The 24,431-nt window shown below is 67.3% G+C and carries 25 protein-coding genes and 1 pseudogene; 14 read left to right on the forward strand and 12 right to left on the reverse strand.

Annotated elements, in window-relative coordinates:
- Positions 1-678 (reverse strand): class I SAM-dependent methyltransferase, encoded by a 678-nt coding sequence (locus tag DM816_RS03205; RefSeq protein ID WP_117208539.1) that lies wholly within the window; start codon positions 676-678, stop codon positions 1-3.
- A gap of 32 nt (positions 679-710) precedes the next feature.
- Here DM816_RS03205 and DM816_RS03210 point away from each other — a divergent pair, with 32 nt between their 5' ends.
- Complete coding sequence (locus DM816_RS03210) at positions 711-1,205, forward strand: NUDIX hydrolase (RefSeq protein WP_117208540.1); 495 nt, start codon at positions 711-713, stop codon at positions 1,203-1,205.
- On the opposite strand, the gene DM816_RS03215 is transcribed toward DM816_RS03210, so the two are convergent.
- Positions 1,202-1,951 carry a methylenetetrahydrofolate reductase gene (locus DM816_RS03215; RefSeq protein ID WP_117208541.1) on the reverse strand — a complete coding sequence of 250 codons (750 nt, stop codon included), beginning with the start codon at positions 1,949-1,951 and terminating at the stop codon, positions 1,202-1,204. The two genes, DM816_RS03210 and DM816_RS03215, sit on opposite strands and share 4 nt — an antisense overlap.
- Before the next feature lie 17 nt (positions 1,952-1,968).
- Here DM816_RS03215 and DM816_RS03220 point away from each other — a divergent pair, with 17 nt between their 5' ends.
- Both DM816_RS03220 and DM816_RS03225 read left to right on the forward strand, forming a co-directional pair.
- On the forward strand, positions 1,969-2,319 hold the full coding sequence (locus DM816_RS03220) for a nitroreductase family protein (protein ID WP_117208542.1): 351 nt from the start codon (positions 1,969-1,971) through the stop codon (positions 2,317-2,319).
- Positions 2,316-2,714 (forward strand): Rv0361 family membrane protein, encoded by a 399-nt coding sequence (locus tag DM816_RS03225; protein WP_117208543.1) that lies wholly within the window; start codon positions 2,316-2,318, stop codon positions 2,712-2,714. Before DM816_RS03220 ends, DM816_RS03225 begins: the two co-directional genes overlap by 4 nt.
- A gap of 3 nt (positions 2,715-2,717) precedes the next feature.
- On the opposite strand, the gene DM816_RS03230 is transcribed toward DM816_RS03225, so the two are convergent.
- Positions 2,718-3,545, reverse strand: a complete 828-nt coding sequence (locus DM816_RS03230; protein ID WP_211588526.1) for a phytanoyl-CoA dioxygenase family protein — start codon at positions 3,543-3,545, stop codon at positions 2,718-2,720.
- A 63-nt stretch (positions 3,546-3,608) separates the two neighbouring features.
- Here DM816_RS03230 and DM816_RS03235 point away from each other — a divergent pair, with 63 nt between their 5' ends.
- The gene (locus tag DM816_RS03235) at positions 3,609-4,334 is read left to right on the forward strand and encodes a helix-turn-helix domain-containing protein (RefSeq protein ID WP_211588527.1); all 726 of its coding nucleotides are present in this window, start codon (positions 3,609-3,611) and stop codon (positions 4,332-4,334) included.
- A gap of 107 nt (positions 4,335-4,441) precedes the next feature.
- On the opposite strand, the gene DM816_RS03240 is transcribed toward DM816_RS03235, so the two are convergent.
- Together DM816_RS03240 and DM816_RS03245 are read right to left on the reverse strand one after the other, a co-directional pair.
- Positions 4,442-5,479, reverse strand: coding sequence for an aldose epimerase family protein (locus DM816_RS03240; protein WP_117208546.1), 1,038 nt, complete (start codon positions 5,477-5,479; stop codon positions 4,442-4,444).
- Positions 5,480-5,492: 13 nt separating this feature from the next.
- Complete coding sequence (locus tag DM816_RS03245; protein WP_246001479.1) at positions 5,493-6,563, reverse strand: aromatic ring-hydroxylating oxygenase subunit alpha; 1,071 nt, start codon at positions 6,561-6,563, stop codon at positions 5,493-5,495.
- Between the two features lie 103 nt (positions 6,564-6,666).
- Between DM816_RS03245 and DM816_RS03250 the strand changes: the two genes are divergently transcribed.
- Positions 6,667-8,436 (forward strand): discoidin domain-containing protein, encoded by a 1,770-nt coding sequence (locus tag DM816_RS03250; RefSeq protein ID WP_117208547.1) that lies wholly within the window; start codon positions 6,667-6,669, stop codon positions 8,434-8,436.
- A 175-nt stretch (positions 8,437-8,611) separates the two neighbouring features.
- On the opposite strand, the gene DM816_RS03255 is transcribed toward DM816_RS03250, so the two are convergent.
- The 3 genes from DM816_RS03255 to DM816_RS03260 all read right to left on the reverse strand — a co-directional run bounded on the left by DM816_RS03255 (position 8,612) and on the right by DM816_RS03260 (position 9,953).
- Positions 8,612-8,812 (reverse strand): hypothetical protein, encoded by a 201-nt coding sequence (locus DM816_RS03255; protein ID WP_117208548.1) that lies wholly within the window; start codon positions 8,810-8,812, stop codon positions 8,612-8,614.
- Between the two features lie 136 nt (positions 8,813-8,948).
- The gene (locus DM816_RS42105; protein WP_162907048.1) at positions 8,949-9,125 is read right to left on the reverse strand and encodes a hypothetical protein; all 177 of its coding nucleotides are present in this window, start codon (positions 9,123-9,125) and stop codon (positions 8,949-8,951) included.
- A gap of 15 nt (positions 9,126-9,140) precedes the next feature.
- Positions 9,141-9,953, reverse strand: a complete 813-nt coding sequence (locus DM816_RS03260) for a hypothetical protein (protein WP_162907049.1) — start codon at positions 9,951-9,953, stop codon at positions 9,141-9,143.
- 242 nt (positions 9,954-10,195) lie between these two features.
- On the opposite strand from DM816_RS03260, the gene DM816_RS03265 reads away from it, so the two are divergent.
- Positions 10,196-12,199, forward strand: coding sequence for an RNA polymerase sigma factor (locus DM816_RS03265; protein ID WP_162907050.1), 2,004 nt, complete (start codon positions 10,196-10,198; stop codon positions 12,197-12,199).
- A 101-nt stretch (positions 12,200-12,300) separates the two neighbouring features.
- Here DM816_RS03265 and DM816_RS42110 read toward each other — a convergent pair whose 3' ends face one another.
- Positions 12,301-12,657 (reverse strand): hypothetical protein, encoded by a 357-nt coding sequence (locus DM816_RS42110; RefSeq protein WP_162907051.1) that lies wholly within the window; start codon positions 12,655-12,657, stop codon positions 12,301-12,303.
- 435 nt (positions 12,658-13,092) lie between these two features.
- On the opposite strand from DM816_RS42110, the gene DM816_RS03275 reads away from it, so the two are divergent.
- Positions 13,093-13,626: an alpha/beta hydrolase gene (locus DM816_RS03275; protein WP_246001481.1), complete on the forward strand. Its 534-nt coding sequence runs from the start codon at positions 13,093-13,095 to the stop codon at positions 13,624-13,626.
- A gap of 83 nt (positions 13,627-13,709) precedes the next feature.
- Here the strand turns inward: DM816_RS03275 and DM816_RS03280 are convergent, their stop codons facing one another.
- Complete coding sequence (locus tag DM816_RS03280; RefSeq protein ID WP_211588528.1) at positions 13,710-14,126, reverse strand: hypothetical protein; 417 nt, start codon at positions 14,124-14,126, stop codon at positions 13,710-13,712.
- Between the two features lie 39 nt (positions 14,127-14,165).
- Here DM816_RS03280 and DM816_RS03285 point away from each other — a divergent pair.
- A pseudogene (locus tag DM816_RS03285) lies at positions 14,166-14,827 on the forward strand (LacI family DNA-binding transcriptional regulator).
- Positions 14,828-14,913: 86 nt separating this feature from the next.
- On the forward strand, positions 14,914-16,944 hold the full coding sequence (locus DM816_RS03290; RefSeq protein ID WP_117208553.1) for a glycoside hydrolase family 6 protein: 2,031 nt from the start codon (positions 14,914-14,916) through the stop codon (positions 16,942-16,944).
- Positions 16,945-17,166: 222 nt separating this feature from the next.
- On the opposite strand, the gene DM816_RS03295 is transcribed toward DM816_RS03290, so the two are convergent.
- On the reverse strand, positions 17,167-18,021 hold the full coding sequence (locus DM816_RS03295; protein ID WP_162907052.1) for an ROK family protein: 855 nt from the start codon (positions 18,019-18,021) through the stop codon (positions 17,167-17,169).
- A 53-nt stretch (positions 18,022-18,074) separates the two neighbouring features.
- Here DM816_RS03295 and DM816_RS03300 point away from each other — a divergent pair, with 53 nt between their 5' ends.
- From DM816_RS03300 to DM816_RS03310, 3 genes are read left to right on the forward strand one after another with little or no spacing between them, the layout of a single operon-like run.
- Positions 18,075-19,349: an ABC transporter substrate-binding protein gene (locus tag DM816_RS03300; RefSeq protein WP_117208555.1), complete on the forward strand. Its 1,275-nt coding sequence runs from the start codon at positions 18,075-18,077 to the stop codon at positions 19,347-19,349.
- 9 nt (positions 19,350-19,358) lie between these two features.
- Positions 19,359-20,240 (forward strand): carbohydrate ABC transporter permease, encoded by an 882-nt coding sequence (locus tag DM816_RS03305; protein WP_117208556.1) that lies wholly within the window; start codon positions 19,359-19,361, stop codon positions 20,238-20,240.
- A complete protein-coding gene (locus DM816_RS03310; protein ID WP_117208557.1) occupies positions 20,237-21,043 on the forward strand; it encodes a carbohydrate ABC transporter permease in 807 nt (268 codons plus the stop codon). Before DM816_RS03305 ends, DM816_RS03310 begins: the two co-directional genes overlap by 4 nt.
- Here DM816_RS03310 and DM816_RS03315 read toward each other — a convergent pair.
- Positions 21,033-21,563 carry a TetR/AcrR family transcriptional regulator gene (locus tag DM816_RS03315; RefSeq protein WP_117208558.1) on the reverse strand — a complete coding sequence of 177 codons (531 nt, stop codon included), beginning with the start codon at positions 21,561-21,563 and terminating at the stop codon, positions 21,033-21,035. The two genes, DM816_RS03310 and DM816_RS03315, sit on opposite strands and share 11 nt — an antisense overlap.
- 55 nt (positions 21,564-21,618) lie before the next feature.
- On the opposite strand from DM816_RS03315, the gene DM816_RS03320 reads away from it, so the two are divergent.
- Positions 21,619-22,902 carry an FAD-dependent monooxygenase gene (locus tag DM816_RS03320; RefSeq protein ID WP_117208559.1) on the forward strand — a complete coding sequence of 428 codons (1,284 nt, stop codon included), beginning with the start codon at positions 21,619-21,621 and terminating at the stop codon, positions 22,900-22,902.
- Positions 22,903-24,183: 1,281 nt separating this feature from the next.
- Positions 24,184-24,431 (forward strand): helix-turn-helix domain-containing protein (locus DM816_RS03330; protein ID WP_162907053.1); only part of this gene is annotated, 248 nt, incomplete at its 3' end.

A 24,431-nucleotide genomic window follows, 5' to 3' on the forward strand; every position in this document is an offset into this window, starting at 1 on the left:
CTACGCCAGGCTAGCCCTTGCGGTAAAGCCGAAGATGTCCGGGACCGCGTCCGGCGAACCGGCCTCGACAACGCGGGTGAGGGTCAGACCCGAGTCCAATGCGGTGTGCAGGAGATCGGGCAGCGGCGTGTGCCACGCGCCCACCTTGTCGCGCACGCCTTGATCGGTGAACGAGTCGAACCGCCGGTCGCGCCGATGGTAGCTGCCGTCAACAATGACCCGGGCCGGGTCGGAACGATCGGCGAACGCGCCGGTGAAGGACGGATGGACTCCAATGTGGACGAGCGTGCCGCCGGGCCGCAGGATGCGGGCGGCCTCCGCCACCACGGCCGCGTAGTCGGGCACGTCGGTGTGGGCGAGAATGCAGGTCGCGGCCGCCACGCTGCCCGACGCGATCGGCAGGGCAGCGGCGTCGGCGCACGCGACCGGCAGCTTCGCGGCGGCGTGGCGCAGCTGGCCGGACGACAGGTCCACGCCGATCGGTGACCAGCCCAGCTCGGTGAGCACACGGGCGTGGGCGCCGGTGCCGCAGCAGATGTCCACACAGGTTTGCGCGTTGCCGTGCGGCAACAGCTCGCGCAGCATGCGATGCACGCGCTCGGTGAACACCGACGCCGACCCGTCGATATATTCGGCATACCAGTCGGCGATGGCGTCGTAGGCCGCGATATTCCCCATCCCGCGAATGTTACTTCGGTTAAGGTCGGCGGATGTCCTATGCGAGGCGCTCGGCGCGGGTCATCCTGGTGGACGGGCAGGATCGCGTGCTGCTGTTCCGCTTTCCGTGGAACCATAGGCGGCTGGAGGAAGGCTATCTGTGGGTGACGCCGGGCGGTGGGGTCGACGACGGCGAGACGTTGCACGGCGCCGCCGTGCGTGAGTTGCGCGAGGAGACGGGTCTCGTGCTGGCCGAGGACGTCCGGTTGCCGCACGTCGGCTATGCGGAGGGTTACGCGAGATTCGACTGGGCGAAGGGAGTCTTCCGCGACGACTACTTCTACCATCGCGTCGATGCGCATGATGTGGACGAGTCGGGCCAGGAGGAGTGGGAGAGCAAGGTGATGCTCGGCTTCCGCTGGTGGAGTGTGGACGAGCTGCGCTCGCCCACCGAACGCGTGGTGCCGCCCGGCCTGGACGCCCTCGTCGTGGACCTGCTGCGCGGCCGCTTGCCCGAATCACCGCTACAGCTGGCCTGGCATCACTAGCGACTTTCGAGCCGCAGAGCCATTTGGCGGTACCGGCTTACGGGCACCAGGTGCACGCCGTCGAACGCGCCGCTGTCGCGCAGCTGGTCGATCATCTCGCAGGCCGCCTCGACACCCGCGTCCCGGTCCTGCGCGACCCGTTCCACGAGCGAGCCCGGGATGTCAATGTCCGGAATGGACGCCGCGAGCTCGTGTGCCATGCGCGGGCTGGCGAGCACCATCACGCCTGCGTAGACCGGCATGTCCAGCGTGACGGACTCTCGCCAGCGCAGCAGCGCGTCAACCGAGAAGCTCACCTGCGCGAACATGAAGTCCGCGGCCCGCTTCCACGAAGGCACCTTGCGCAACCCGGATGTCACGCCCACCCGAAACGGCGTCATGGCCTCAAACCCACGGGCCTCGTCGATCATCGCGCGCACCGTCAGCTCGCTGGTCCGGTCGCCCACCGTGGGCTTGTCTCCGTACACAAACAAGAACTGGTCCACCCCATAGGCCGCAGCCGTCAGCAGATCTCGCCGGAAGCCCAGCAGATTCCGGTCGCGGGAGTTCAGGCAGGCGATGCTGCGTCCACCCATCGCGGCCACCTCGTGCGCCACGGCGATGCTCGAAACCGTCGCCCGCCCGATGTGGTTGTCGGGTATCAGGAACGACCCCGCGACCGGGCTGAGCACCCCGATCTGATGCCGCACCCGGGTCAGGTCGGGCCGCGTCGGCGGCTCGATCTCGCATACCAGCTCGAAGCTCATGACGAGTAGTATGCGGCATGCGGATAGCGACCATCCCCGCCCCGACGTCGCCACGCCAACCCCGCGAGCAGATGATCGAGGCAGCGCGCGGGTTCGCCGAGAACATGTCCACGAGACGGTCGGTGCGCGACTTCTCGCCCGAACCGTTTCCGCTCGAAGTCATCGAGGAGGCGGTCCGGGCCGCAGCGACGGCTCCCAGCGGGGCCAACATCCAACCCTGGCGGTTCGTCGTCCTCACCGACCCGCACCGCAAGCGCCCGCGCGAGGAACGGGGCTTCGTCGTGATCCCGGTAGGATTCCCGGCCGATGGCGCACGCGTGCCCGACATCGCTCGCAAACCCCTGGAGGAGGTGTTGGTCCGCGCATGAACCGCAAAGGCTGGATCATCGTCGGGGCGGTGGCCTCGTTCCTGCTCGTGCTGTGCTGTGCGTGCGCGGTGGCCGGATGGGCGTGGTGGAGCGGCACCCGCGACGCCCCGGCCGCGACCGTCGAGCAGTACCTGACCGCGATCCGCGACGACGACACGGCCCGGGTGCGGGAGCTGACGTGCCACCGGGCGGGCGTGGCCACCCGGCTCATGGCCGACTGGACCGACGTCGTGGACTGGGAGATCATCGGGGACGAGAGCTATGAGCGTTCGGCGGAGGTGACGGCCCGTGTCACGTACACCATCATGGGCATCACCGACAGCCAGCGCATGGTCTTCACGTTGCTCAAAGAGGACGACCAGTGGGTGGTGTGCGGGCTGACCGCCGCGCGATAGGCACTACTCGTGCTTGCGCATCACCGTGTGGGTGCCGGTCATCGTCACCACGGGTTGACCGTCCACATCGGATGCCCACTCGCCGCACGCGCCCCCGCCCTCGGCCACGTCCAGCTCCAGCGGCGTGCCGTCCATCCGCAGCGCGGGATGGTAGTAGGCCCCGACCTGCTTGGCCTCCGCCTGGATGTAGTGCCCGATGAGCGCCCGCCGGAAGCGGTCGGCCGTCTGGTTGGGCAGGCTGCCGTGCACCAGAGACCCATTGAAGAACAACACGTCACCCGGCTCCATCACCACGGGCACCACCTCGTAGGCGGTCGGGACGGGCACGGTCACGTCGGTGAAGCTGACCGTCGTGTCGGCCTTCACCGTGCACAGGATGGGCCAGGTGTGGCTGCCCGGCACGACCAGCATGCACCCGTTGTCCTCGTCGGCCCGGTCGAGCGCCATCCACGCCGCGACGCAGTTGCCGGGCTGGGCCTTGAGGTAGAAGTTGTCCTGATGCAGCGCCTGCCCTCGGGCCCCGGCCGGTTTGAAATAAAGCATTGTCTGTACCGCATACGGGTCGCCACCGAGCAGGTCGTTGAGCAGTGCGCGGATGCGCGCGTCGATCAGCCAGCGCAGTGAGGTGTCGTCCCACCGGTGCATCTGCGCCATGCGCGGGTAGCGCTTGAGCGGGTCGCGGCTCGATGCGTCGACACCCACCAGATCCTTCTCGTATGACCCGCGCCGGCGCAGCGTCATGTAGTGCTCCCGCAGCCGCGCGACCTCATCCTCCGGGAACACCCGACGCGCCACGGCATATCCGAGTTCATTGTACGAATGACTCATCATGGTTTCATATTGCGTCGTAGTACCGTAGGAGAACAGGCACTTTTGGCGCAAGGAGTTGACGATTTGGCGCATGTCCAGCTCGTGACCCCGCCCACCTACTGGCGCTGCGAGCCGGGCTGGTCGTGGACGTCCAAACCGCTGGGCGACCATCTGCTGTGGTGCGTGCTCGGGGGCGTGGGGCGGATGGTGCACGGCTCGCTGGATGTGCCGCTCGAACCGGGCGTGTGCTTCGTCTTCCGCCCCGGCGACGCTCCGATCGCCACGCACGACCCGCGCCGGCGCCTGCTCGTGTTCGGCATGCACTTTGTCTCGGATAACACCGACGGCGTCTGGTGCAAGGTAACCGATCAGTCCCTCCTGCACGGCCTGGCCCGGCGTGCCGACCGGCTGTACCGGCGCGGCGACGTGCCGGCCGCCGCCGCGTGTCTGGAGTTCATCCTCGCGCTGATCCACGACGATGCGACGCACCCGCCACCGTCCGGTGTGGACGGTGTGCTCGCCGAGCTGGCCGAGGCCATCCGGCAGGACCCGCGCCGCCGCTGGAGCGTTGCGGAGCTCGCTGAGCGGGCCGCACTCTCGCGTGCCCAGTTCACCCGCCGCTTCACCGCGCTGACCGGTGCGCCACCGGCCAAATTTCTCATCCAGGCCCGCATAAGCCGCGCTCGCCAACTGCTCGCCGAAACCGGCATGTCCGTAACGCAGGTGTCGGCCGCCCTCGGCTACACCGACGTGGCCCACTTCAGCCGCCAATACAAGCAATACACCGGCTCGCCCCCCACTCTGGGTTGATCATTAACTCACGTCCATGTTCGACGGTGTGTCGCGGCATTAACTTCATGGTCAATCTGCGGGGGGCCCGGCGGCGAATGAGCGCGGCGTGTCATGGATGGTCGATATCAGCCAGTGACAGGCCCGAAGTGCCAGCGGGTTTCTGAGCGCATGAGCTCGCCCGGACGCAGGATCGGCGAGGGGAAGTGCGCCTGGTTCGGTGCGTCGGGATAGTGCTGTGTTTCCAGGCAGATGCCCGCGCCCTGCCGGTAGAGCGCGCCACTCGTGCCGACGATGGTCCCGTCGAGGAAATTGCCGGTGTAGACCTGGACGCCCGGCCGGTCCGTGACGACGGTCAAAGTCAGCCCAGACTGTCGTGAGTGGAGGGTGGCGGCAGCACGCATGCCATCCCCGGGCGGCACCACAAAGTTGTGGTCGAACCCGTTGGCCGCCACGATGTGTGGGTGCGGTCGGCGGATCACACCGCCGAGCACGTGCCCCTGCCGCAGATCAAACGGCGTGCGCGCGACCTCGGCGACCTTGCCCGTGGGGATCAGGTTCGGGCCGGTCGGGATGTAGTGCTCCGACGGCACGGTCAGCGTGTGGCCGTCGATCGTGCGGGCGTCCTCGCCGTCGAGGTTGAAGTAGGCGTGATTGGTCAGGCTCACGATGGTCGGCGCATCGGTGCGCGCCGTGTATTCGAGCCCAACGGTGTCGCCCGTCACCGTGTAAGCCGCGGTCACCTCGACCCGCCCCGGGAACCCCTGATCACCGTCCGGGCTTTCCAACCCGAACACGATGCGCGACGGCGTGTGCTCCAGCACCTCCCACACCCGCCGGTCGAACCCGTCGGGGCCGCCGTGCAGCGTGTTGCTTCCCTCATTCGGCGCGAGGCGATACTCGACGCCGTCGAGTGTGAAGGTGCCGCCGGCGATGCGGTTGGCGAACCGGCCGATGGTCGCGCCGATGTAGGCCTTGGACGCCAGCCGCCCCTCGACATCGGGGTGCCCGAGCACGACGTTGCGCCGGACCCCGTCGGGGCAGGTGACGTGCAGCGTGTGCACCGCCGCCCCGAGGTCGAGGAGTTCGAGCTCGATGGTGCCCGAGCCGATGGTGTGCCGATGCACCGGTGCGCCGGCCGACGTCTTGCCGAACAGGGTTCTCATGCCGGCAAAGCTATCAAGCCGCCTGGTAGGCCCGTGCCACCAGCTGGAGCCAGTCGTACACCGCGGTCTCGTTAGGCGCCAACGGCCCCGGGATGAAGTGTGGCGACGACACCCCGCGCTGCACCGATTCGCATGCCGCCCAGTCCTGCCTGTTCACCAGGTCCCAGAATTCCAGGGCATACGACGGGTCGGTGACCGCCGGGTCGAACAGCCACTCGCACTCGACCAGTGTGCGGTCGGCGGCGACGGGCCGGAGAAGGTGGGTCAGCACATAGTCGGGGTGCAGCGAGATCAGCAGGTTCGGAAACAGGCCCAGATATCGGACCGTGCGTGGATCGACGCCCGGGAGGAAAGCGCCCCGCGAGCGCCCGTCCAGCGACATGGTCTCGGCGTGCTCGCGCAGGTCCATCGCCCCGCCGACCCAGTTGCCTGGCTCGTCGCGCCAGTTGTTGCCGCTCGTGGGTGGCGATACCGCGCACAGCTCCGGGTGGATCAGCGGGCAGTGGTAGCACTCGTGATAGTTCTCGGTGATCACCTTCCAATTGGCCCGAACCTCATACTCGTGCCGCGCTTTCACCTCCAGCCGCGCCGGCCGATACGGCGCGACGAGCGCGTCCAGCGAGCCGACGTGCTCTTCGAACGACCCGGCCGTGGCGGACGACCCCGCCGTGGCGGTCGCGTTGACGAACACCCAGCCGTGCCAGTCAACACACGGCAGTTCCGTCAACATGTTGTTTGTCTTGTCAACATTGATTCGCGGTGCAGACTTGAGCGTGCCGTCAATGTTGTAGGCCCAGCCGTGATAGGGGCACAGCAGCGACGTGCCGGTCGGCGTCAACTCGTGCCCACGGTGCCGGCACACGTTGGCGAACGCCCGCCGCTGCGGCGTGACGATCACCCCGACGTCGCCGACTCGCATCGTTGTCACCGCGGGGACCGCCCGGCCCACGCACGTCCACGATCCGGCGAACACGTGCCGCTGTTCCCATTCGAACACGCGCGCCGAAGCGTACGCATCACCGGGCAACATGGTTGACTCGCCGAACGGCCGAACAGCGGACGAGAGGTCGATCCGGGGGCTCACCAGGTCAGTATTCCTGACTCACGACTCAGTGTGAAGGCCTGTCCTTGACATCGATATATAGGAGTACTTGCTATTGACAACGTTGTCTCAAGGCGAGCGATCAATGTTCCGTCGACCCGTCCCCATCGTCGTCCTATGTGGACACCTGGCGGCGATGACCGCAGCGATGACCCCCGCGCTGCCCGCCCAAGCCGCACTCCTGCCGCTCACCCAGCACGTCAACCCGTTCATCGGCACCGACGACAGCAACGCGCCCAACCCGGTGCCCGGCGGCGCGGGCGGCAGCACCGTGCCCGGCCCGGTGGCCCCGTTCGGCATGATTCAGTGGAGCCCGGACACGCCCACCGCGTCCCCGTCTGGGTACCGCTTCTCCGACACGCAGATCCAAGAGTTCAGCCTCACCCACTTCAACGGCGCGGGCTGCGCCAACAACGAGGACATCGGCATCCTGCCGATCATCGGCAACATCGGCGCGTCGCCCGGCCCGAACTGGACGTCCTGCCAGGCGACCCACACCAAGTCGGCCGAGGTCGCGCAGGCCGGCTACTACAAGGCCGTGCTGTCCACCTACGGCAACACCCAGGTCGAGCTGACCACGACCAAGCGCACCGGCATCATGCGGCTGACCTACCCCAATACCACCACCGCGAAGGTGCTCGTCAACACGTCCCGCTCCGCCACGGGCAACCGCAGCGGCTCGATCACCGTCAACGGCGCCACAATCTCCGGCTCGTTCACCGGCGGCGGCTTCTGCGGCTCCTCCAAGACCTATCAGGTGCATTACCACGCCCAATTTGACGGACCCCCAACCTCTTTTGGTACCTGGCTCGGCTCCACGGTCAACGCCGGGTCGGCCAACACCAGCGGTGTGAACTCCGGCGGCTACCTCAACTTCGACACCTCCACCAACCGCGTGGTCCACATGAAGGTCGGCATCTCGTTCGTGAGCGTGGCCAACGCCCAGGCCAACCTCAACGCCGAACAGCAGGCTTGGATGCCGCCGGGGCACGCGCCCGCGCTGGGCACGAATCTGGCTCTGAACAAGCCCGCCACCGGTTCGGCCTCGTGCAACGCCACGGAACCCCCGGCCAAGGCGTTCGACGGTGTGCTGTCTGTGGCCAGCAAGTGGTGCTCGAACGCGGCCGGGACCAAGACACTGCAGGTGGATTTGGGCTCCCTGCAAAACGTTTCGTCGTTCGTGGTCAAGCACGCCGGGCTGGGCGGGGAGACCACCGGCTGGAACACGGGCGCGTTCAACATTCTCTCCAGCGCCGACGGCGCCACGTGGACGACCCGGGTCACCGTGTCGGGCAACCGGTCGTCTCGCACATATCACCCCATCGCCGCGGTGAGCGCTCGCTATGTGCGCCTTGACGTCACGACTCCCGCCAACAACGGAAACGGGGCCGCTCGTATCGACGAATTTGAGGTTTATGGGGGTACCGGAGGGCCGGTCAACGTGGCCCTGAACAAGCCCGCGACCGCCGACTCATCGTGCAACCCCGACGAGGGCCCGGCCAAGGCGGTCAACGGGAGCGTGACCGCAGGCACCACCGACAAGTGGTGTTCGCTGGGCGCGACCAAGTTCTGGCAGGCCGACCTCGGCGGCACAGTCAACGTCAAGTCCTTCACGGTGCGGCACGCGGGCGCGGGAGGCGAGATGACGACGTGGAACACGCGCGACTTCACGCTTCAGGTGTCCGGGGACGGCACCAACTGGACAACGGTCGTCACGGTCGCCGGCAACACGGCCAACGTCACGGAGCACGCCATCACGCCCGTCAACGCCCGCTATGTGCGGCTGAACATCACCGCACCGACATCCACCACGAACAACGCGGCGCGTATCTACGAGGTGGAGGTGTACGCCTGACAGCTCGCCAGGACGACGTCGAACAGGCTGCGCCCGGGCTGGAAATCGAACTCGTCCGAGGCTCACAGCACCACGGGTCCGGTGAAGAGCGCGACCGCGCGGCGCTCGCGCTCTTCACCGCGGACTGTCCAATATCTCCACTAAGGAGATCGGCATCAACCCTCTGGCTGAAGTGTCAGGGCTTCGGGTTGCGCACCCGGCCGATCCCACTGATCAGCAGCGCCAGGCCGCCGGCGAGCACCACCATGCCGATCACCGCCCACTTCGGATCGCCGGTCATGAAGCTGCCCGGAAGCACGTTGATCCCCTGCAACAGCCAGACCAACCCGAGAATGCTCGCGATCGCCCCGACGACGACACGCACCAATCCACTCAATGGCGTCCCTCCATTTCGTTCCGCGGCGCATGCCTGTTGATTCGCCCCGGCAAGCCGTCGCTCATGCCTTCTTCTATCGGCTTGCCCCGCCAGAGTCAACCGTTGGGCGGGCTCCCATCGCGCCCGCCCGGGATAGTCAGTCATATTCGTCAAAGAGGCTGCCGCTTGAACTTGAACCGCCGCTCCCACCGAAGGGGTCGGCGTGACCGCCGCTGCCGCCACCGCCACTCCCACCGCCGAGGAGCAGCCCGATGACTATCAGCACGCCGATCAAGCAACCGGGCCAGCTGAACAGAAACTCGACAAGGTCCATCGGTCCCCCCAGGGATCAGTAGGTGAGCACCTGGCTGAACGTGAAATCGCCGTGGATGTTCGGGGATCCGGTGACCACCGCCGCCAGCGGGATGCCCAACGGTCCCTGCACCAGGCTGCGCATGTTGGTCGGCCTAAAGTGGACGAGGTCTTGGTTGCCCAGATACCAGCCACTGGTCGAGATCGAGCCGACCCGGCACCACTCGAATTTGGCCGTGCCAAACCAGGGCAGCGTGTTGGCGGCGCTGGACGCGAACCGTTCGAGGACGAACGTGCCGAACCGCGGGAACTCCGGGCCGCTGATGCCGGTGAACCGGTTCGAGTAGGAGGTTGATTCCCACGTGTTGCCCGCGTTCCAGGCGCGGATGTGTACCCGCCCGTCCGCGTTCACCTCGGCGTTGACGATGGGAGCAGTGACGCCGAACCCGCATCGGGCGATGCTGAAGACCCGCTGCGGTGTGCGCACCGCGGCATCGCGGGTGTCCACCACCCAGGCGAAGTAGCCGGTGAACACGCCCCATCCCGATTGGACGTGGTAGGAGCGCACGCCGACCTGGATCTGCGTGCCGTGGGAACCCTCAATGCCGATCCACTGGTCGTACGCGCCATATCTGGTGTCTGTCGTGGACAGGCAGGGGACCTGCCATTGCGCCGTGACCCGGCTGGGAAGCCGCCACGCGCCGCCGTCGTTCCACTCCCACGCCCGAACACCCGCCCAGTTGCTCGGATCGTACGGTGTCCCACCGGCGGCCGCCGGCGACGCGACGCCCAGGATGACGAGCACCACGGCGGCCATCGGCACGGCCCGCCGGAGCATCCATTGCCTCATTCTTCCTCCTCCTTCGGTCGGGCGGGAAGCCCCGTTCATCGATAGGTGATCGGCGAACCGTGTTTCTCCCCGTGCGGGTTCAAGATTTTTTGCCACGGCTCGGGGAGGTTTCCGGCGCGGTGACCGACACAGTCATGACGGCATGATTCGTTGTGGTGTTTCGGTCGGGAGGAACGATGGACAACATGCACCGGGAGTCGCACAGTGAACACAAGAGTCGCGCGACCGGTTTCGGAGTGACGATGGACCCGGCGGAGCTAGTCGAAGGTGTCAGGCGGCAGGATCCGGTGGCGCTGCGCCAATTGGACGACGGTCACCGGCGGCGGCTGACCGCGTTCTGCCGCGGCCGGCTCCACAACCCGGATGAAGCCGAGGACTGCGTGCAGGAAACCTTCATGACCGCCCTGGCTCGCATCGACACCCTGGAGTCTCCCGAGAATCTTCGCAACTGGCTGACCGGCATTGCGAAGCGCAAGGTGATGGAACGCAACAGGCGGCACCTGATTCTGGTCAACCGGCTCGCGGACGCCGCCATGCTCGAGATCGACCTTTCTGCTTTGGCGGATCGCACGCAGGATACTGCGCGTATCGCTGGCAAGCGCGAGATGCTGTCTGTCGTCGGCATGGCCCTGCACAGCCTGACCCCTCAGCTGCGGGCCGTCATGATGGAGGTGATCCGGGAGCCCGGCATCAGCGGCACGGCACTCGCGGCACGGCTCAACTGGACCGTGCAGAAGGCCGAACACGAACTGAGCCGGGGCCGCGCCGAGCTTGCCAAGGCGATCGGGATCGCGTTCGTTGTCGGTGGCCGCCGCGACGACGACTGCCCAGAACTGGCGGCGCTGTGCCTGAGATTGGGTGTTCCCGGCGGCCGAAGGGTGCCACTTACCCCGCGGCAGCGCCGGGCCGTGCAAGGGCATCTCAATAAGTGCTCCTCGACCTGCCGCCCGCGGGCGGTCGCGGGACGAGACAGCGGGGCCTGGGCGATCGGAACCGGTCTGCTCATGCTCACCCAGCGGCAGCGGGAACCCGACCCGGCGGCTCCGGCTGTCGTAGCCGCACAGTCCACAGCGGACAGTGGGCGCGCGGGACTCGAAGCCGGATTCTGGCAGCGCGGATCCGACGCGTTCGCCCAGCTCGGCGCAAAAGTCGCGCAGCTGCCCGGGTTCAGCACCGCCCTTCGGGTGATGCAGAGCAACCCGGGCGCGATCCGGGCCGCGAGCGCGACCGTAGTGCTGGCCGCCGCGGCGACCGCCGCCCTTGCCTTCATACCGGGTCCTTCCGAGGACGATCCGACGCTCGTTGCGCCAAGCCGCTCGGCCGTCGCGCCTATTCCCGAGTCCAGCGCGATACCGCAGCCGGCCGTCTTCAGCCCGGCGGATCAGCCGGGCGCGGTGGACCCGGCGCTGGGTCCGGTGCGGACCGGCGACACGCTGACACCGCCGGCCACGGGCACGGGCGAGCCGCCCCAGACATCGTCACCGGGTGACGGCCGCTTCGCGGTGACCATCGACGCCGCGAAGCTGTCGGCGCCGCGGCTCGCGATCGCCGGCGTGGCAGGCAATCTCGACAAGAGCAAGCCGCAGACGGTGTGGCTGAAACCGGGCACCTATCAACTCGGCAGCGGGAATGTCTGGACGGCGGCGTGGTTCACCGTGACACCGACTGGCGCGATCGATTACCCGCAGGACGTGACGTATCTGTCGGGGCGGGGCACGGGCATCCTCACGCTCAAGGGATTCGCCGTCAACGTGGACGCCACCCGGCTGACTTCACCGCTGTTCGCCGTCGGATGGGTCGCCGCGAACGTGGATGCCCGCCGGGTCCAGACCTTCAACGTGCTGCCCGCCACCTACCGGCTCGCGAGCGGAAACATCTGGACGGCGGCGTGGTTCACCGTGACACCGACTGGCGCGATCGATTACCCGCAGGACGTGACGTACCTGTCGGGGCGGGGCACGGACACCCTGACGCTCAAGGGATTCACCATCTACGTGGACGCCACCCGGCTCACCGCATCGACCTTCGCCATCGAGTGGGTGGGCGCGACCTTCGATGCCCGTCGGGTCCAGACCGTCCAGGTGCTACCGGCGACCTACCGGCTCGCCGAGGGCAGCACATGGTCGGCGGCGCGAGTCAGCGTGACCGTCACCGGCGCCATGGACTACGCGCAGACCATCAGCTACCTGTCCGGCAGAGGAACCGAGACGCTCACGATCCTCACCAGCAGGCTGCCGCCCGCCTAATGGGGCGAGGTCCACCGGCAGGTGACGTCGGTGGACCTCGCGCGTTGATGCCCGGGGAATCTGCAGAGTGTGGCTGGTGCGCAACGATCGCCGCTACGCCGCTAGGTGGTGACCCACTCGGTGCACGCGGCTATCGTGCTGGTCACCCAGGTGCACATCCTGAACCGGTGGATGGTGCCGACGCTGGCTCCGCCGCAGCCCGAGGCCGAACCGTTGGGGTCGCCCACTCGGCCGCTCGCCCCGGTCCTGGCCCACTCTATGAAGTAGCCCTGGCCGTCCGCCTCGACGTCACACGCGTACGCGTAGGTGTGGCCGTCGCCGACTCCGCCGTAGCCGCAGTATGAAACACCTGACCAGCCACACGACCACGGCCCACCCTTGCTGACATCGTGAGCTTGTGCCGCGGTGGGAGTCCCTATCAGGATGGTCGCCGCGACCATCGTCGCGATGGATGCCAAACGAAATCTCTTCGTCCATGCATGTTTCATGGCAGTCCCGTCTGTCGTGGAAACGTTCAGACCCCTCCGTGAGATCCGTGGCTCCAGCACAACAGCGACTGGCGTTGTCCAGTAGCGGGTTTGGGCGCTAAACAACCCGTTTCGAAAGTGGGGCTTGGCGGCGAGGTAGGCGTCCATGCGTTCTTCGCGCAGTGCGGCGACGGGGTCGTGGGCCTCGGCGGACAGCTTTTCGCCGCGATAGTCGCCCTGCTCGCCGATCGACGAAACCCGTTGCTCGCGACGCTGCTGCAGGCTCAACCTAGATCCCGTGTCCAACAAACGCCATGCACGCTAGCGGACGGTGGGAAGGATCAAGCATTCGGGATTGGACGGTGCAGGGCGACGGCCCGCCGCGAAATCATTCGACCACCATCACGGGGAGTGTATGTTGCAGTGATGGCGGCAGAGACTAGGCACGCGCTGGCCATCCCGGGCAGGATCGGGGGCACGTTCACCGCGACGGTCGCGTTCACGTGGGTCGCGGCGATGCGCCGTGGCGCGGATGTGCATCACCTGCACTGGCCGCCCGACCCGCCGACCGAAAACATGGGCCCCTGGGTGTGCGAGCAGGTCGAGAAGGCGTTGGAGGGGCTGGACGAACCGCTGCTGATCGCCAAGTCGCTCGGCACGCACGCCTCGCCACTGGCCGCCGATCGCGGGCTGCCCGCGATCTGGCTGACGCCCATTCTCACCTCCGACTGGGTGGTCGACGGCATGCGCCGGGCCACGGCTCCGTTCCTGCTCGTGGGCGGCACGGCCGACCCCACGTGGCGCGGTGACCTGGCCCGCGAGCTGACCCCGTACGTGTGCGAGGTGGACGGCGCCGACCACGGGTTCATCCGCGAGGGGCCGCTGGCCGACTCCGCCGCCGCCCATGGCGAGCTCGCTACGGCCGCGGAGCGCTTTCTCGACAAGGTCCTCTGGCTCTGATTCTGGCGCGTGCGAAGCAACGCGCGGGCGGGATCGCCCTTATGCGCCGGCTTCCTCACGATCTTGAAGCAAAGAGCGCGCTTTCAAGATCGCTCAGTCCAGACGCCGCGGCGATCCCGCAAGGCGATGAGCATGGCCAGCGGGATGATCACGCCGAGCGCGAGGGTCACGAGGCTCGCACCCAGATCCGGGCCGGACATGAGCCCGCGTTCGCGTGCGTGATAGACCAGGTGCAGCGTGGAAAACACGAGCAGCCCGGTCAGAGCGACCATGGTCACCCTGCGTTCGGCCATCCACGCGGCCATCAGCAGGAGCACGCCCAGCGTCAGGAACGCCGCGCCCACATCGGACATGAGGTGCTCGTTGTACGGCGGATACGCGGCCGTCCACCGGCGCCCGGCCCCCGGAAAGTTCTCGTAGAACCAGCGGGGCGCGACCACGGCCGGTACCCCCCAGGAAACATGCAGAGCACCCAGGATGATCAGCAGCCATCTCATCACACGGGTTAGCCTACGGGTGTGACTTCACCGCGCCCGACCATGGTCGATGTGGCCAGGCGTGCCGGGGTGAGCCTCAAGACCGTCTCGCGCGTGGTCAACAACGAGCCCAACGTGCAGCAGCAGCTGGTCGACCGGGTGCGCGCGGCGGTGGAGGAGCTCGGGTTCCGGCGTAACCAGCCCGGTGCCGGGCTCGACGCCGACACGGTGCTGCTGGACAACCGGGGTGGCGCACGTGCCGGCATGCGCTCACTGAAACGCAAGGGGCACAAGCGAATCGGCATCCTGCTCGACTCCCTCGACGTGTTCACGATGCGTGAGCGGCTCGAAGGCGCGCGCACCGACGGGGCCATCGTCCGCGACGGCGTGCACGACCCGGTCACGGCGGCGCGGGCCGTGTCCGACATGCTCGACAGCGCCGACCCGCCGACCGCGTTCTTCGGCCTCAACAATCGCATGACCGTCGGTATCGTGCAGGAGCTGTGGCGGCGCGGCAGCGACGCGGCCGTGGTCGGGTTCGACGACTTCGAGCTGTCCCACCTGATGCCGCGCCGCTGACGGTCATCGCCTACGACACCCGCGAGCTTGCCCGGCAGGCGGCGGAGCTGCTGTTCGCCCGCATCGCCAAGGAGTCCTTCCCGCCCCGCACGGTCGTGCTGCCCACCCGCCTGGTCCAGACCGGACTACGCACCCATAGCGTATAGTCGATGTACTAGGGAGCCGGGCGGCACCATGTGATGCTGCGAGTCTTCGCAGCGCCCCCAAAGGTGGTTAGCCCGAAGGAGAAACCGTGACTCTCCCAATCAGACAGACCGGCCGCAGGCTGCTCGCCTGTGCCGGGATCAGCGCGCTGGTGTCCACGGCCGTGGTCGTGGCGCCCGCGCAGCCGGCACACGCCGCGGTGGTGTGCGCCGTGACCTACCAAAAAAGCTGGGACAACGGCAGCGGGTTCGGCGCCGGCGTCACCATCCGCAACCTGGGCGACCCCATCGCGAGCTGGACGCTGACCTTCACCTTTCCCGGCAACCAGCGCATCGTCGACTCGGGCTGGTCGGCCAACTGGCGCCAGGACGGCCCGAACGTGACCGCGACCAGCATGCCGTGGAATGGCAACCTGGGCGCCAACGCATCGACCGCGATTGGATTTAACGGTACCTACTCCGGTGCCAACACCGATCCGGTGGACTTCGCGATCAACGGGGTCCCGTGCAGCGGCACGCCCCGGCCGCCGACCCCGGTCGTCACACCCACGTCGGTGTTCGTGCCCGAGGGCGGCAACGCCCCGGTCAACGTGCGGCTGTCCGGGCAGCCGGCGTCCAACATGACCGTGCTCACCACGGCCGGGTCCGGCGACACCGACCTGACCGTGTGCAGCGGCGGCACGCTGTTGTTCACCGCCGCCAACTGGAGCGTGCCCCAGCAGGTGCGCGTCTGCGCCGCCGAGGACGCTGACTCGGTCAACGGCACGCGCACATTCTCCGTGGGCGGCGTGCCGGTGGTCGCGACCGAGAGCGACAACGATCCGCCCGCGGCCAAAGTGGACAATCCCTTCGCCGGTGCGGCGGGATACGTCAACCCCGACTGGCGGGGCCAGGTCGAGGCGCAGGCCGCGACCGTGCCCGAACCGCTGGCCGGGCAGATGCGCGCGGTCGGGCAGCAGTCGACCGCGATCTGGCTGGACCGCATCGGCGCGATAACGGCGGGGCGTGGGCTGGCCGGGCACCTGGATGCGGCGGTGGCGCAGGACGCGGCCAACGGCACGGCCCCGGTGGTGGTCTCGCTCGTGCTGTATAACCTGCCCAACCGCAACTGCCAGGCCTTCGAGGGCAGCAGTGAACTCACCCTTCAGGGTGGGCTTGCCCGGTACCGCAGCGAATATATCGACGCGATAGCGGCGATCCTCGCGCGTCCGGAGTATGCGGCACTTCGCGTGGCCGTGGTCGTCGAGCCGTGGTCGCTCTACAGCCACGTGGTTTTCGAGCCGCCCACGCAACACACCACGCTGCGGTGTAGCGACACACACCGGAGCGGGGTCTATCGCGACGGGATCCGCTACGCGGTCGGCCGGCTGAGCGCAGTCTCCAATACATACCTCTATGTGGACATCTCCAACTCCGGATGGCTGGGTTGGGAGACCAACCTGCACGACGCGGTCAACCTCTACGATCACGTGCTGGCCACGGCCTCGGGCGGGCCGGGCTACGGCAGGATTCACGGTTTCGCCACCAACGTGGCCGGCTATGTGCCCATCGAAGAGGTGTTCCTGCCCGATCCGCGGCTGATCGTCAGCGGCACGTCGATCTTCCAGACGCGCTGGATCGACTGGAACGATCGCGTCGACGAACGTGACTACGTGGCGGCGCTGCTCGCGGAGTTCGCCACCAGGGGATGCGTCCACTGCGGGATGCTCATCGACACCTCTCGCAACGGCTGGGGCGGTCCAGCACGGCCGGAGCGGGTCAGCACCTCCACCAATCCCGACACCTACGTCAACGAGAGCCGGCTCGACCGGCGGCTGCACCGCACCGGCTGGTGCAACCAGGCGGGCGCGGGCATCGGTGCGCGGCCAACGGCAGACACGGGCATCCCCGGGGTGGACGCCTTCGTGTGGGCCAAACCGCCGGGCGAGTCGGACGGGGCGGGATCACCGAGCACCATCGACCCGGACGACCCGCACAAGATGTCCGACCCGATGTGTGATCCGCTGATGCGCAACCGCTACGAGGACGAGGTCGCCACGGGCGCACTGCCCGGCGGCCCCCACTTCGGCCGCTGGTTCCCGGCCCAGTTCGAACAGCTGGTCCGCAACGCCCACCCCTAGCCCCTTTCGCGTCGACCATGAACTTGAGTCCATGTTCGACGGCGGGTCGTGACGCCAACTTCATGGTCGACTTGAAGGCGGTGAGCGCCTGAAGTGGACAGTGGGTCCGGGGCGGGCCCCCGGACCCACGCATCGTCAATTGACCGGTGTGAAGAACACCGGGAGGGAGGTGCGTGCCTGGCCCCGCGCCTGGAAACCGCGACCAGACAACGGACTGAGGCGTCAGCGGCGGTCCACGCCGAGGGCCAGCGCGACGGCGCCGAGTGCGCTCGCTCGCGCGCCCAGGTCGGCCGTGACGACGTCAACCGCGCCGACCGCGGCCGACATCGCGGTCTCGGCGAGGCCGTGCTGGATGGGTTCAAGCAAAAGGCTTGGCGCATAGGCGAACCCGCCCACCACGATCCTATCCGGATTGATCAGATTGAGCATGCCGCCCAGCGCGATCCCCAGGTGCCGGCCCGCGTCGCTGAGCAGGCGACGGCAGCCGGGGTCGCCCCGCACGGCCAGTGCCACGAGCTCGTCGAGGTCCTTCAGGCCCGGATGCGACACCCGTGCCTGCGACAGCAGTGCCCGCCCACCCGCGGTGAGCTCGACGCAACCCCGGTTGCCGCACCGGCACAGCGGCCCGCGAGCGTCCAAGGTGACGTGCCCGAGCTCGCCGGCCGTGCCCGCGGAGCCCCGATACAACCGTCCATCCACGACGATGTCGGCCCTGATGCCCGTGGCCAGTTTGACGTAAACCAGGTCCGCGCACGCCCGGCCCGCGCCCCACGCGTGCTCGGCCAGTGCGCCCAGGTTGGCATCGTTGTCGACCCGCACCGGCAGACTGTCCAACCGTGACGCCAGCTCCTCCTGTGGTACCAAATCGGCCCACGCGGGAAGCAGCGTCGGCGAGCCGATCCGGCCGTCCAAGGTGACCGGCGCGGGGATGCCGAGCCCCACGGCGTTGACGTCGGCCCGGTCCGCGCCGACGCTCTCCAGTACCAAATCGACCTGATGGGCGGCCAGATCGAGCGCCGCCTGCGGGTGTTCGTCGGCGTCGGCGTCCAAATGCACCGCCCGGTCGAGCAGAATCACGAGCTTATTGACACCCGTTGACAGAACTGTGCATCTGGCGTTTTGTTGTCGGCATGGCAGAAATCAACCGCAGGCAGCTTCTGGCCATCGGAGCAGGGGTTTCGGCGCTGGCCGTCCTGCCGTCGTGTTCCCCTTCCCAGTCCGAGCAGAAGCCGGACGAGAAAAAGGTCGAGGTCTTCTCGTGGTGGTCGGGTCCGGGCGAGCAGGAGGGCCTGGACGCGCTCACCGCGAACTTCAAGAAGAACAACCCGGGCGTCGAGTTCGTCAACGCCGCGGTCGCCGGCGGTTCGGGCACGCAGGCCAGGTCGGTGCTGGCGGCACGCCTGCAGGGCAACCAGCCGCCGGACTCCTATCAGTTGCACGCTGGGCTGGAGGCGGCCGACGACATCAAGGCCAACCGGCTTGAGGACATCACCTACCTTTACGAAGCCAACGGCTGGAAGTCCAAGTTCCCGTCCGGCCTCATCGAGAAGCTCTCGATCGGCGGGAAGATCTACGCCGTCCCGGTGAACATCCACCGCTCCAACCTGATGTGGTTCGTGCCGGGCAAACTGCAGGAGTGGGGCATCACCCCCGCCAAGACATGGGCCGAGGTGCTGACCCAGGCCACCGCGCTGGCTGCCAAAGGGGTCAAGGCGTTGTCGGTCGGGGCGCCGTGGACCCAGCTGCACCTGCTCGAAAACGTCCTATTAGGAGAGCTGGGCACCGCCAAATACAACGGGCTGTGGGACGGCAAGACCGACTGGAAGGGTGCCGACGTCGTCAAGGCGCTCGACACGTTCAAGTCGCTGCTCGCGGTCTCCGTCGTCGGCACGGACGACTGGCAGCCCACATTGGACAAGGTGCTCGGCGGGCAGGCGGCCTATCATGTGATGGGCGACTGGGCGGCCGGATATCTCCAGGGCGCCAAGGCTTTGAAATATAAGACTGGTTACGACGTCACGGCCTCACCCGGCACGGCCGGCGTCTACAACTTCCTCGCCGACTCGTTCACCCTGCCGAAGGGCGCGCCGCACAAGGTCTACGCCGAGGCGTGGCTCAAGGAATGCGCGTCGGTCGAGGGCCAGGACCTGTTCAACCCGCTCAAGGGTTCCGTGCCGGCCCGCCTGGACGCCGACAAGTCCAAATACAAGGACTATCTGGCGTCGGCGTTGCAGGACTGGCAAAACCAGAGCACGGTCGTGGTCGGCTCGCTCGTGCACGGCGTGGTGGCCAACAACGCCTTCAAGTCCGAAATCGAGAAGGCTTACGGCATTTTCGTGCAGGACAAGGACTCAGCCAAGTTCGCCGCGGCGGTGTCCAAGGCCTACACGGACACCAGCAAGTAACGCATCGTCATGCGTGGAATTCGCAAGTGGGGACCCGGGCTGCTGCTGGTGTCACCATCGCTGGTGGCGCTCGGGCTCTTCGTCTACTTCTTCATCGGCTGGAACGCCAAGGTCTCGCTGACCGAGTCGCGCGGCTACGTCATCGACGACAGGTTCGTTGGGCTGCAACAGTACAAGCGCCTGTTCGCCGATGAGACGTTCCACAACGACGTGCGAAACCTGGCCATCTTCACGGTGGTGTTCATCTGTGGCTCGCTCCTGTTTGGACTCGCCCTTGCCCTTTTGATGGATAAGGGGGTACGAGGCGAGAACGCACTGCGCTCGATATACCTGTTCCCGATGGCGATTTCGTTCATCGCCACCGGGATCGTCTGGCGCTGGTTGCTCAACAGCGACACGGGCGCCGGCACGACCGGGCTCAACGATGTGCTGGGATTGGCGGGCATTCACTCCGACTGGCACAACGCGCAGTCGAAGTGGGCGGTGGCGGCCATCGCGCTGCCCGCCGGGTGGGCGCTGTCGGGCTATGTGATGGCACTGTTCCTGGCCGGCCTGCGCGGGGTTCCGGAGGAGCTGCGGGAGGCGGCGCGGGTCGACGGCGCATCGGAGACCAAGGTCTACTGGCACGTGGTGCGCCCGCTGCTGCTGCCGGTGCTGATGAGCGCGCTGGTGATCCTGGCGCACATCTCGCTCAAGACGTTCGACCTGATCTGGGCGATCGCGCCGCTGGACCCGAGGACGGAAACCCCGGCGCTGCTCATGTATCGGGAGGCCTTCCGGGGCGGGTTCTACGGGCGGGGCGCGGCCATCGCCACGATCCTGTTCTTCGGGATCAGCCTGCTCGCCGTGCCGTACATCTGGTACACGATGCGCAAGGAGCGGGGCCGATGAGCAAGACTCTGCGTCATCTGGCGCTGTTCGGCGCGGCCGTGTTCTTCCTCATGCCGGTGTATGTGCTGGTCGTGACGTCGCTCAAATCGGCCGGCGAGGTCGACGTGGGCAACATGTGGGCGCTGCCCAAATCGCTTTCGCTGGAGACGTTCGCGGCGGTGTGGCCCAAGCTCGACAAGGGCATGCTCAACAGCCTCATCCTCGCGGTGCCGGCGTCGCTCATCTCGTCGCTGCTTGGCGCGGCCAACGGGTTCGTGCTGGCGAAATGGCGCTTCCCCGGGGCCGACATCGTGTTTCCGGTCATCCTGTTCGGCATGTTCATTCCGTACCAGGCCATCATCATCCCGATGTTCTACGTGATGAGCGCGATCGGCATGTACGGCGGGCTCGACGGGCTGATCCTGGTGCACATCATCTACGGGCTGCCCATCACGACACTCATCTTCCGCAGCTATTTCTCGGGGCTGTCGGATGAGCTGATCGAGGCGGCGCGGGTCGACGGTGCGGGCATGCTGCGCACGTTTGTCCTCATTGGACTGCCGCTGGCGCTGCCGGCCTTCGCGGTCTCGATGATCTGGCAGTTCACGTCCACGTGGAACGACTTCCTGTTCGGGGTGATCCTCACACTGCCGGAGTTCTCGCCGGTGACGGTGGCGCTCAACAACATCGCGGGCGCGCAGACCGTACCCTTCAATCAGGCCATGGCAAGTGCGTTCCTCGCCAGCGTCCCCACTTTGATCGTCTACCTGTTGTTGGGACGGTTCTTCATGCGCGGCCTCATGGCCGGTGCGCTCAAGGGTTGACGGCCAGCGCTGCGGCCGCCGCTTCCACGGCGGCCGCTTTGACCTCTTCGAACGGGGCGTCGCTGTGCTCGACCGCGCAGTCGGACATGCCGCCGAGCGCGACCGTGGCGTGGATCAGCGCGCGTGACGACGGCTCGGGGCCCACGAGCAGGCCGGTCAGCGTGCGCCGCCATCGGAAGACCCGATCGGTGAGGTTGAGATAGGCCAATGTGGACGGATCGCGCAGCAGCATGATGAACACCTCGCGGTGCCGCCACAGCAGGTCGAAATAGTCCTCCAAAAGCCGGCGCGGATCGCCCGGCTCCCGGCCGCTCATGAACGCCTCGGTGTCGTCGATCAGCGGCTGGATGATGCTCTTGACGAGCTCGTCCCGCGACGCGAAATGGTAGTACAGCGCCGGCTTGGTGATGCCGAGCCGATCGGAGATCTGGCGCAGGCTGGTGTTGCGCACGCCCTGCGCGAGGAACAGCTCCTGCGCCACCGCCTGGATGCGCTTCTTGGTGCCCGAGGGTCTAGCCATGGGTTGAGTCTATAACTTACCATCCGTTAAGTAAGTTTGGATGGGAGGGGTGCACATGCGGGTTCTCATCTCCGGCGCCAGCATCGCCGGGCCCGTGCTGGCCTATTGGCTCGAAAGTTACGGGTTCACCGTCACCGTCGTGGAGCGGTCGCCCACGCTGCGCAAGACCGGCGGGCACGCGGTCGACCTGTTCAAGCCGGCCATGGACATCGCCGAGCGGATGGGCCTGATCGACGCGGTCCTCGCCAAGCGCACCGGCACCGAACGGCTCGGGTTCCGCCTTGAGGGCAGCGACCGCCGCCACGAACTCAACGTCGGGCGGCTGCTCAGCGCCGTGTCCGACCGGCACGTCGAGATCATGCGCGACGACCTGAGCGAGATCTTCTACGACGCCACGCGCGAGCGCGTCGAATACGCCTTCGGCGACTCCATCGCCGCACTGTCCGAAGACGACGGTGGCGTGGACGTGTCCTTCGAGCACGCGCCAGAGCGCCGGTTCGACCTCGTGATCGGGGCCGACGGCCTGCACTCGAACGTGCGGCGGCTGGTCTTCGGCCCGGAGTCCGAATTCGCCACGTGGATCGGCGGCTACCTCGCGGTGATCTCCCTGCCCAACTATCTCGGGCTGCGCGACCGGACCGAAGGGATCACCGGCGTCAACCGGATCGCCGCCGTTTACAGCGCTGCACACCTGGACGACGCGCGTGCGGTATTCCTGTTGCGCACCACGCAGCCGCTCGACTACCACTATCGCGACGTGGCACGGCAGAAGCAGTTGCTGCGCGAGGCGTTCGCCGGGATGGGGTGGGAGGTGCCGCGGCTGCTGTCCGAATTGGACCGCACGCCGGCGTTCTACTTCGACTCGATTACACAGTTGCGGATGGACACGTGGTCGCGGGGCAGAGTGAGCCTGGTCGGCGATGCCGGGTACTGCCCGGGTCCGGCTGTCGGCGGCAGCACCAGCCTCGCGGTCGTCGGCGCCTACATGCTGGCCGGTGAGCTGGCTGCGGCCGGAGGCGACCACACGCGCGCGTTTCCCGCTTACGAGCGGGAAATCGGCGAATACGTGCGCAGGAGCCGGGCGTTCGCCATGGGCGCGGTCAAACAGCTCATCCCGAGCAGCAGGCGCGGGCTATGGGCCATCGTGGCGGTGAGCCGGTTCGTCAACCACACCCCTTTGTGGCTCAGCCGGGCGTTGAGCAAACTGAGCAACAGCGGGGTGCGGCTGCACGACTCGGTCAGGCTCAAAGCCGAGGAACGGTCCAAAGTGGTCGGCCACGAGATCGGCGATGCCGTCGGCGTCGACCGTGCCATCCACCTCGATCACCCGAATCCCTAGGCGGCGGGCGGATTCGACGGCGTCAGCGGCCACGAGCCGGTCGCGGGCGATGCGGTTGCGTTGCGCCCGTAGGGGATCGCTCACCGCGTGGGACAGACCCCGAGCGCGCGGCAGCATCCGTCGCTGGTGCTGCCGCCACTCCTCGGTGGGCACCATCACCACCATCTGGCGCACGTCCGCGACGATCGGGGCGACCAGCTCGGGCCGCAACCCCCAGCCCTCGGCGATGATCGGTCGCCCGCTCACCAGCGCGCGCAGGTCGTCGAGCACCCATTCGAAGTGTTCGCTGAACCCGCGCAGCACGTCGGCGGCCATCGCCTCAGGCGTGGGGCGCACCCAAACGTCGTCCGGGTGAGGCTCATGCACGGGCCCGCCGCGCGCGACCCGGTGAGCCAGCTTGCGGTCGAGGTGGCCGCGCGCCGAGTGGTAGTCGAAGTGGTACACGGTCACCCCGAACCGCTCCGCCAAAATGTTGCTCACCGTCGACTTGCCGGCCCACTGCCCGCCGCCGATCCACAACGCCCGCCGCAGCGTGCCAAAAGGGTCCCACGTCATGCCGACAGGCTGCGCCCGCCAGCACAAAAGATCAAGTCTTGTTTTCGGGTACCGCACACTGCTTAACTGAGCTTAGAGGCCTTGCGTGTCCGGCCTTCTGCCAAGGCCGGACGCGACTATCGGCTACCACGGGCAAGCGCCGCCCCCAGATCCGGATCGCTGGACATAGCCCCCACCACGTCTCTGGGACTCTGGCACGCCTGGCGGCCACCAGGTGTGCCAGCGGTTGTTCACCAGACCATGATGCTGGAAGATGTCGCCGTAGTAGAAACGGCCCCAAGTGGTCCCACCCGTCGAGCTTCGGTAAACGACGACCGAGGATGCGGTGACCTCCCGGCAGGCGTGAGTTCCGTGTGCCGACGCGCTGGTGCCGATGGCGAGTGTTCCGCCTGTCACCACAACGGCAAGCGCCGTAGCCAAAGTGATCCACCGGCGTCTGGGCGAGACGGCCGCGCCGTCGGCGTGACTGTCGGTTGTCCTCGACATGATCCTCCTTCTTTGCCGTCTTCATGGAACAGCGCTACAGCTCTGTGATCGCACGAATTCGTCATGGGTTCCCGTCGTGGGTGCCGGCCGCCAAGACCAGGAACACCAAGGACTTTCAGATTCGAGGTTGACTCCGCGGCCATGTCTGAAAGATTGCTCGGTTCCGATAGCTGGAGCCAGATAAGTAGAGGTCGATTCACCGTCGATTCACCGTCAATACCGCCAATCCGGTGGTGAGCTATGGGCCAATCCTTTGCCGAGATCGTGCGCAGCATGCGCGAGCGGATGATGCTCAGCCAGGAGGAGCTGGCCGCGCGGTGCGCGCCGAGCGTGAGCACCGTGCGCGGGCTGGAGGCCGGGCGCGTCGGCCGCCCTCGTCCCGCGACGGTGCGGCAGCTGGCCGCCGTGCTCAACCTGTCGGGGGCGGATCGGGACCGGTTGCTGGCCGCCGCGCGCGGGGAGCCCTCGGGGCCGCCTTTGCCGGCGCG

The organism is Allorhizocola rhizosphaerae (genome assembly GCF_003426775.1).
In the GTDB taxonomy this organism is placed as follows: domain Bacteria; phylum Actinomycetota; class Actinomycetes; order Mycobacteriales; family Micromonosporaceae; genus Allorhizocola; species Allorhizocola rhizosphaerae.

Coding starts and splice junctions, on each gene's coding strand:
- DM816_RS03205 (WP_117208539.1), bottom strand. CDS start 678: ATGGGGAATATCGCGGCCTACGACGCCATCGCCGACTGGTATGCCGAA.
- DM816_RS03210 (WP_117208540.1), top strand. CDS start 711: ATGTCCTATGCGAGGCGCTCGGCGCGGGTCATCCTGGTGGACGGGCAG.
- DM816_RS03215 (WP_117208541.1), bottom strand. CDS start 1,951: ATGAGCTTCGAGCTGGTATGCGAGATCGAGCCGCCGACGCGGCCCGAC.
- DM816_RS03220 (WP_117208542.1), top strand. CDS start 1,969: ATGCGGATAGCGACCATCCCCGCCCCGACGTCGCCACGCCAACCCCGC.
- DM816_RS03225 (WP_117208543.1), top strand. CDS start 2,316: ATGAACCGCAAAGGCTGGATCATCGTCGGGGCGGTGGCCTCGTTCCTG.
- DM816_RS03230 (WP_211588526.1), bottom strand. CDS start 3,545: ATGATGAGTCATTCGTACAATGAACTCGGATATGCCGTGGCGCGTCGG.
- DM816_RS03240 (WP_117208546.1), bottom strand. CDS start 5,479: ATGAGAACCCTGTTCGGCAAGACGTCGGCCGGCGCACCGGTGCATCGG.
- DM816_RS03250 (WP_117208547.1), top strand. CDS start 6,667: ATGTTCCGTCGACCCGTCCCCATCGTCGTCCTATGTGGACACCTGGCG.
- DM816_RS42105 (WP_162907048.1), bottom strand. CDS start 9,125: ATGGACCTTGTCGAGTTTCTGTTCAGCTGGCCCGGTTGCTTGATCGGC.
- DM816_RS03260 (WP_162907049.1), bottom strand. CDS start 9,953: ATGAGGCAATGGATGCTCCGGCGGGCCGTGCCGATGGCCGCCGTGGTG.
- DM816_RS03265 (WP_162907050.1), top strand. CDS start 10,196: ATGGACCCGGCGGAGCTAGTCGAAGGTGTCAGGCGGCAGGATCCGGTG.
- DM816_RS03275 (WP_246001481.1), top strand. CDS start 13,093: ATGGCGGCAGAGACTAGGCACGCGCTGGCCATCCCGGGCAGGATCGGG.
- DM816_RS03300 (WP_117208555.1), top strand. CDS start 18,075: ATGGCAGAAATCAACCGCAGGCAGCTTCTGGCCATCGGAGCAGGGGTT.
- DM816_RS03305 (WP_117208556.1), top strand. CDS start 19,359: ATGCGTGGAATTCGCAAGTGGGGACCCGGGCTGCTGCTGGTGTCACCA.
- DM816_RS03310 (WP_117208557.1), top strand. CDS start 20,237: ATGAGCAAGACTCTGCGTCATCTGGCGCTGTTCGGCGCGGCCGTGTTC.
- DM816_RS03315 (WP_117208558.1), bottom strand. CDS start 21,563: ATGGCTAGACCCTCGGGCACCAAGAAGCGCATCCAGGCGGTGGCGCAG.
- DM816_RS03320 (WP_117208559.1), top strand. CDS start 21,619: ATGCGGGTTCTCATCTCCGGCGCCAGCATCGCCGGGCCCGTGCTGGCC.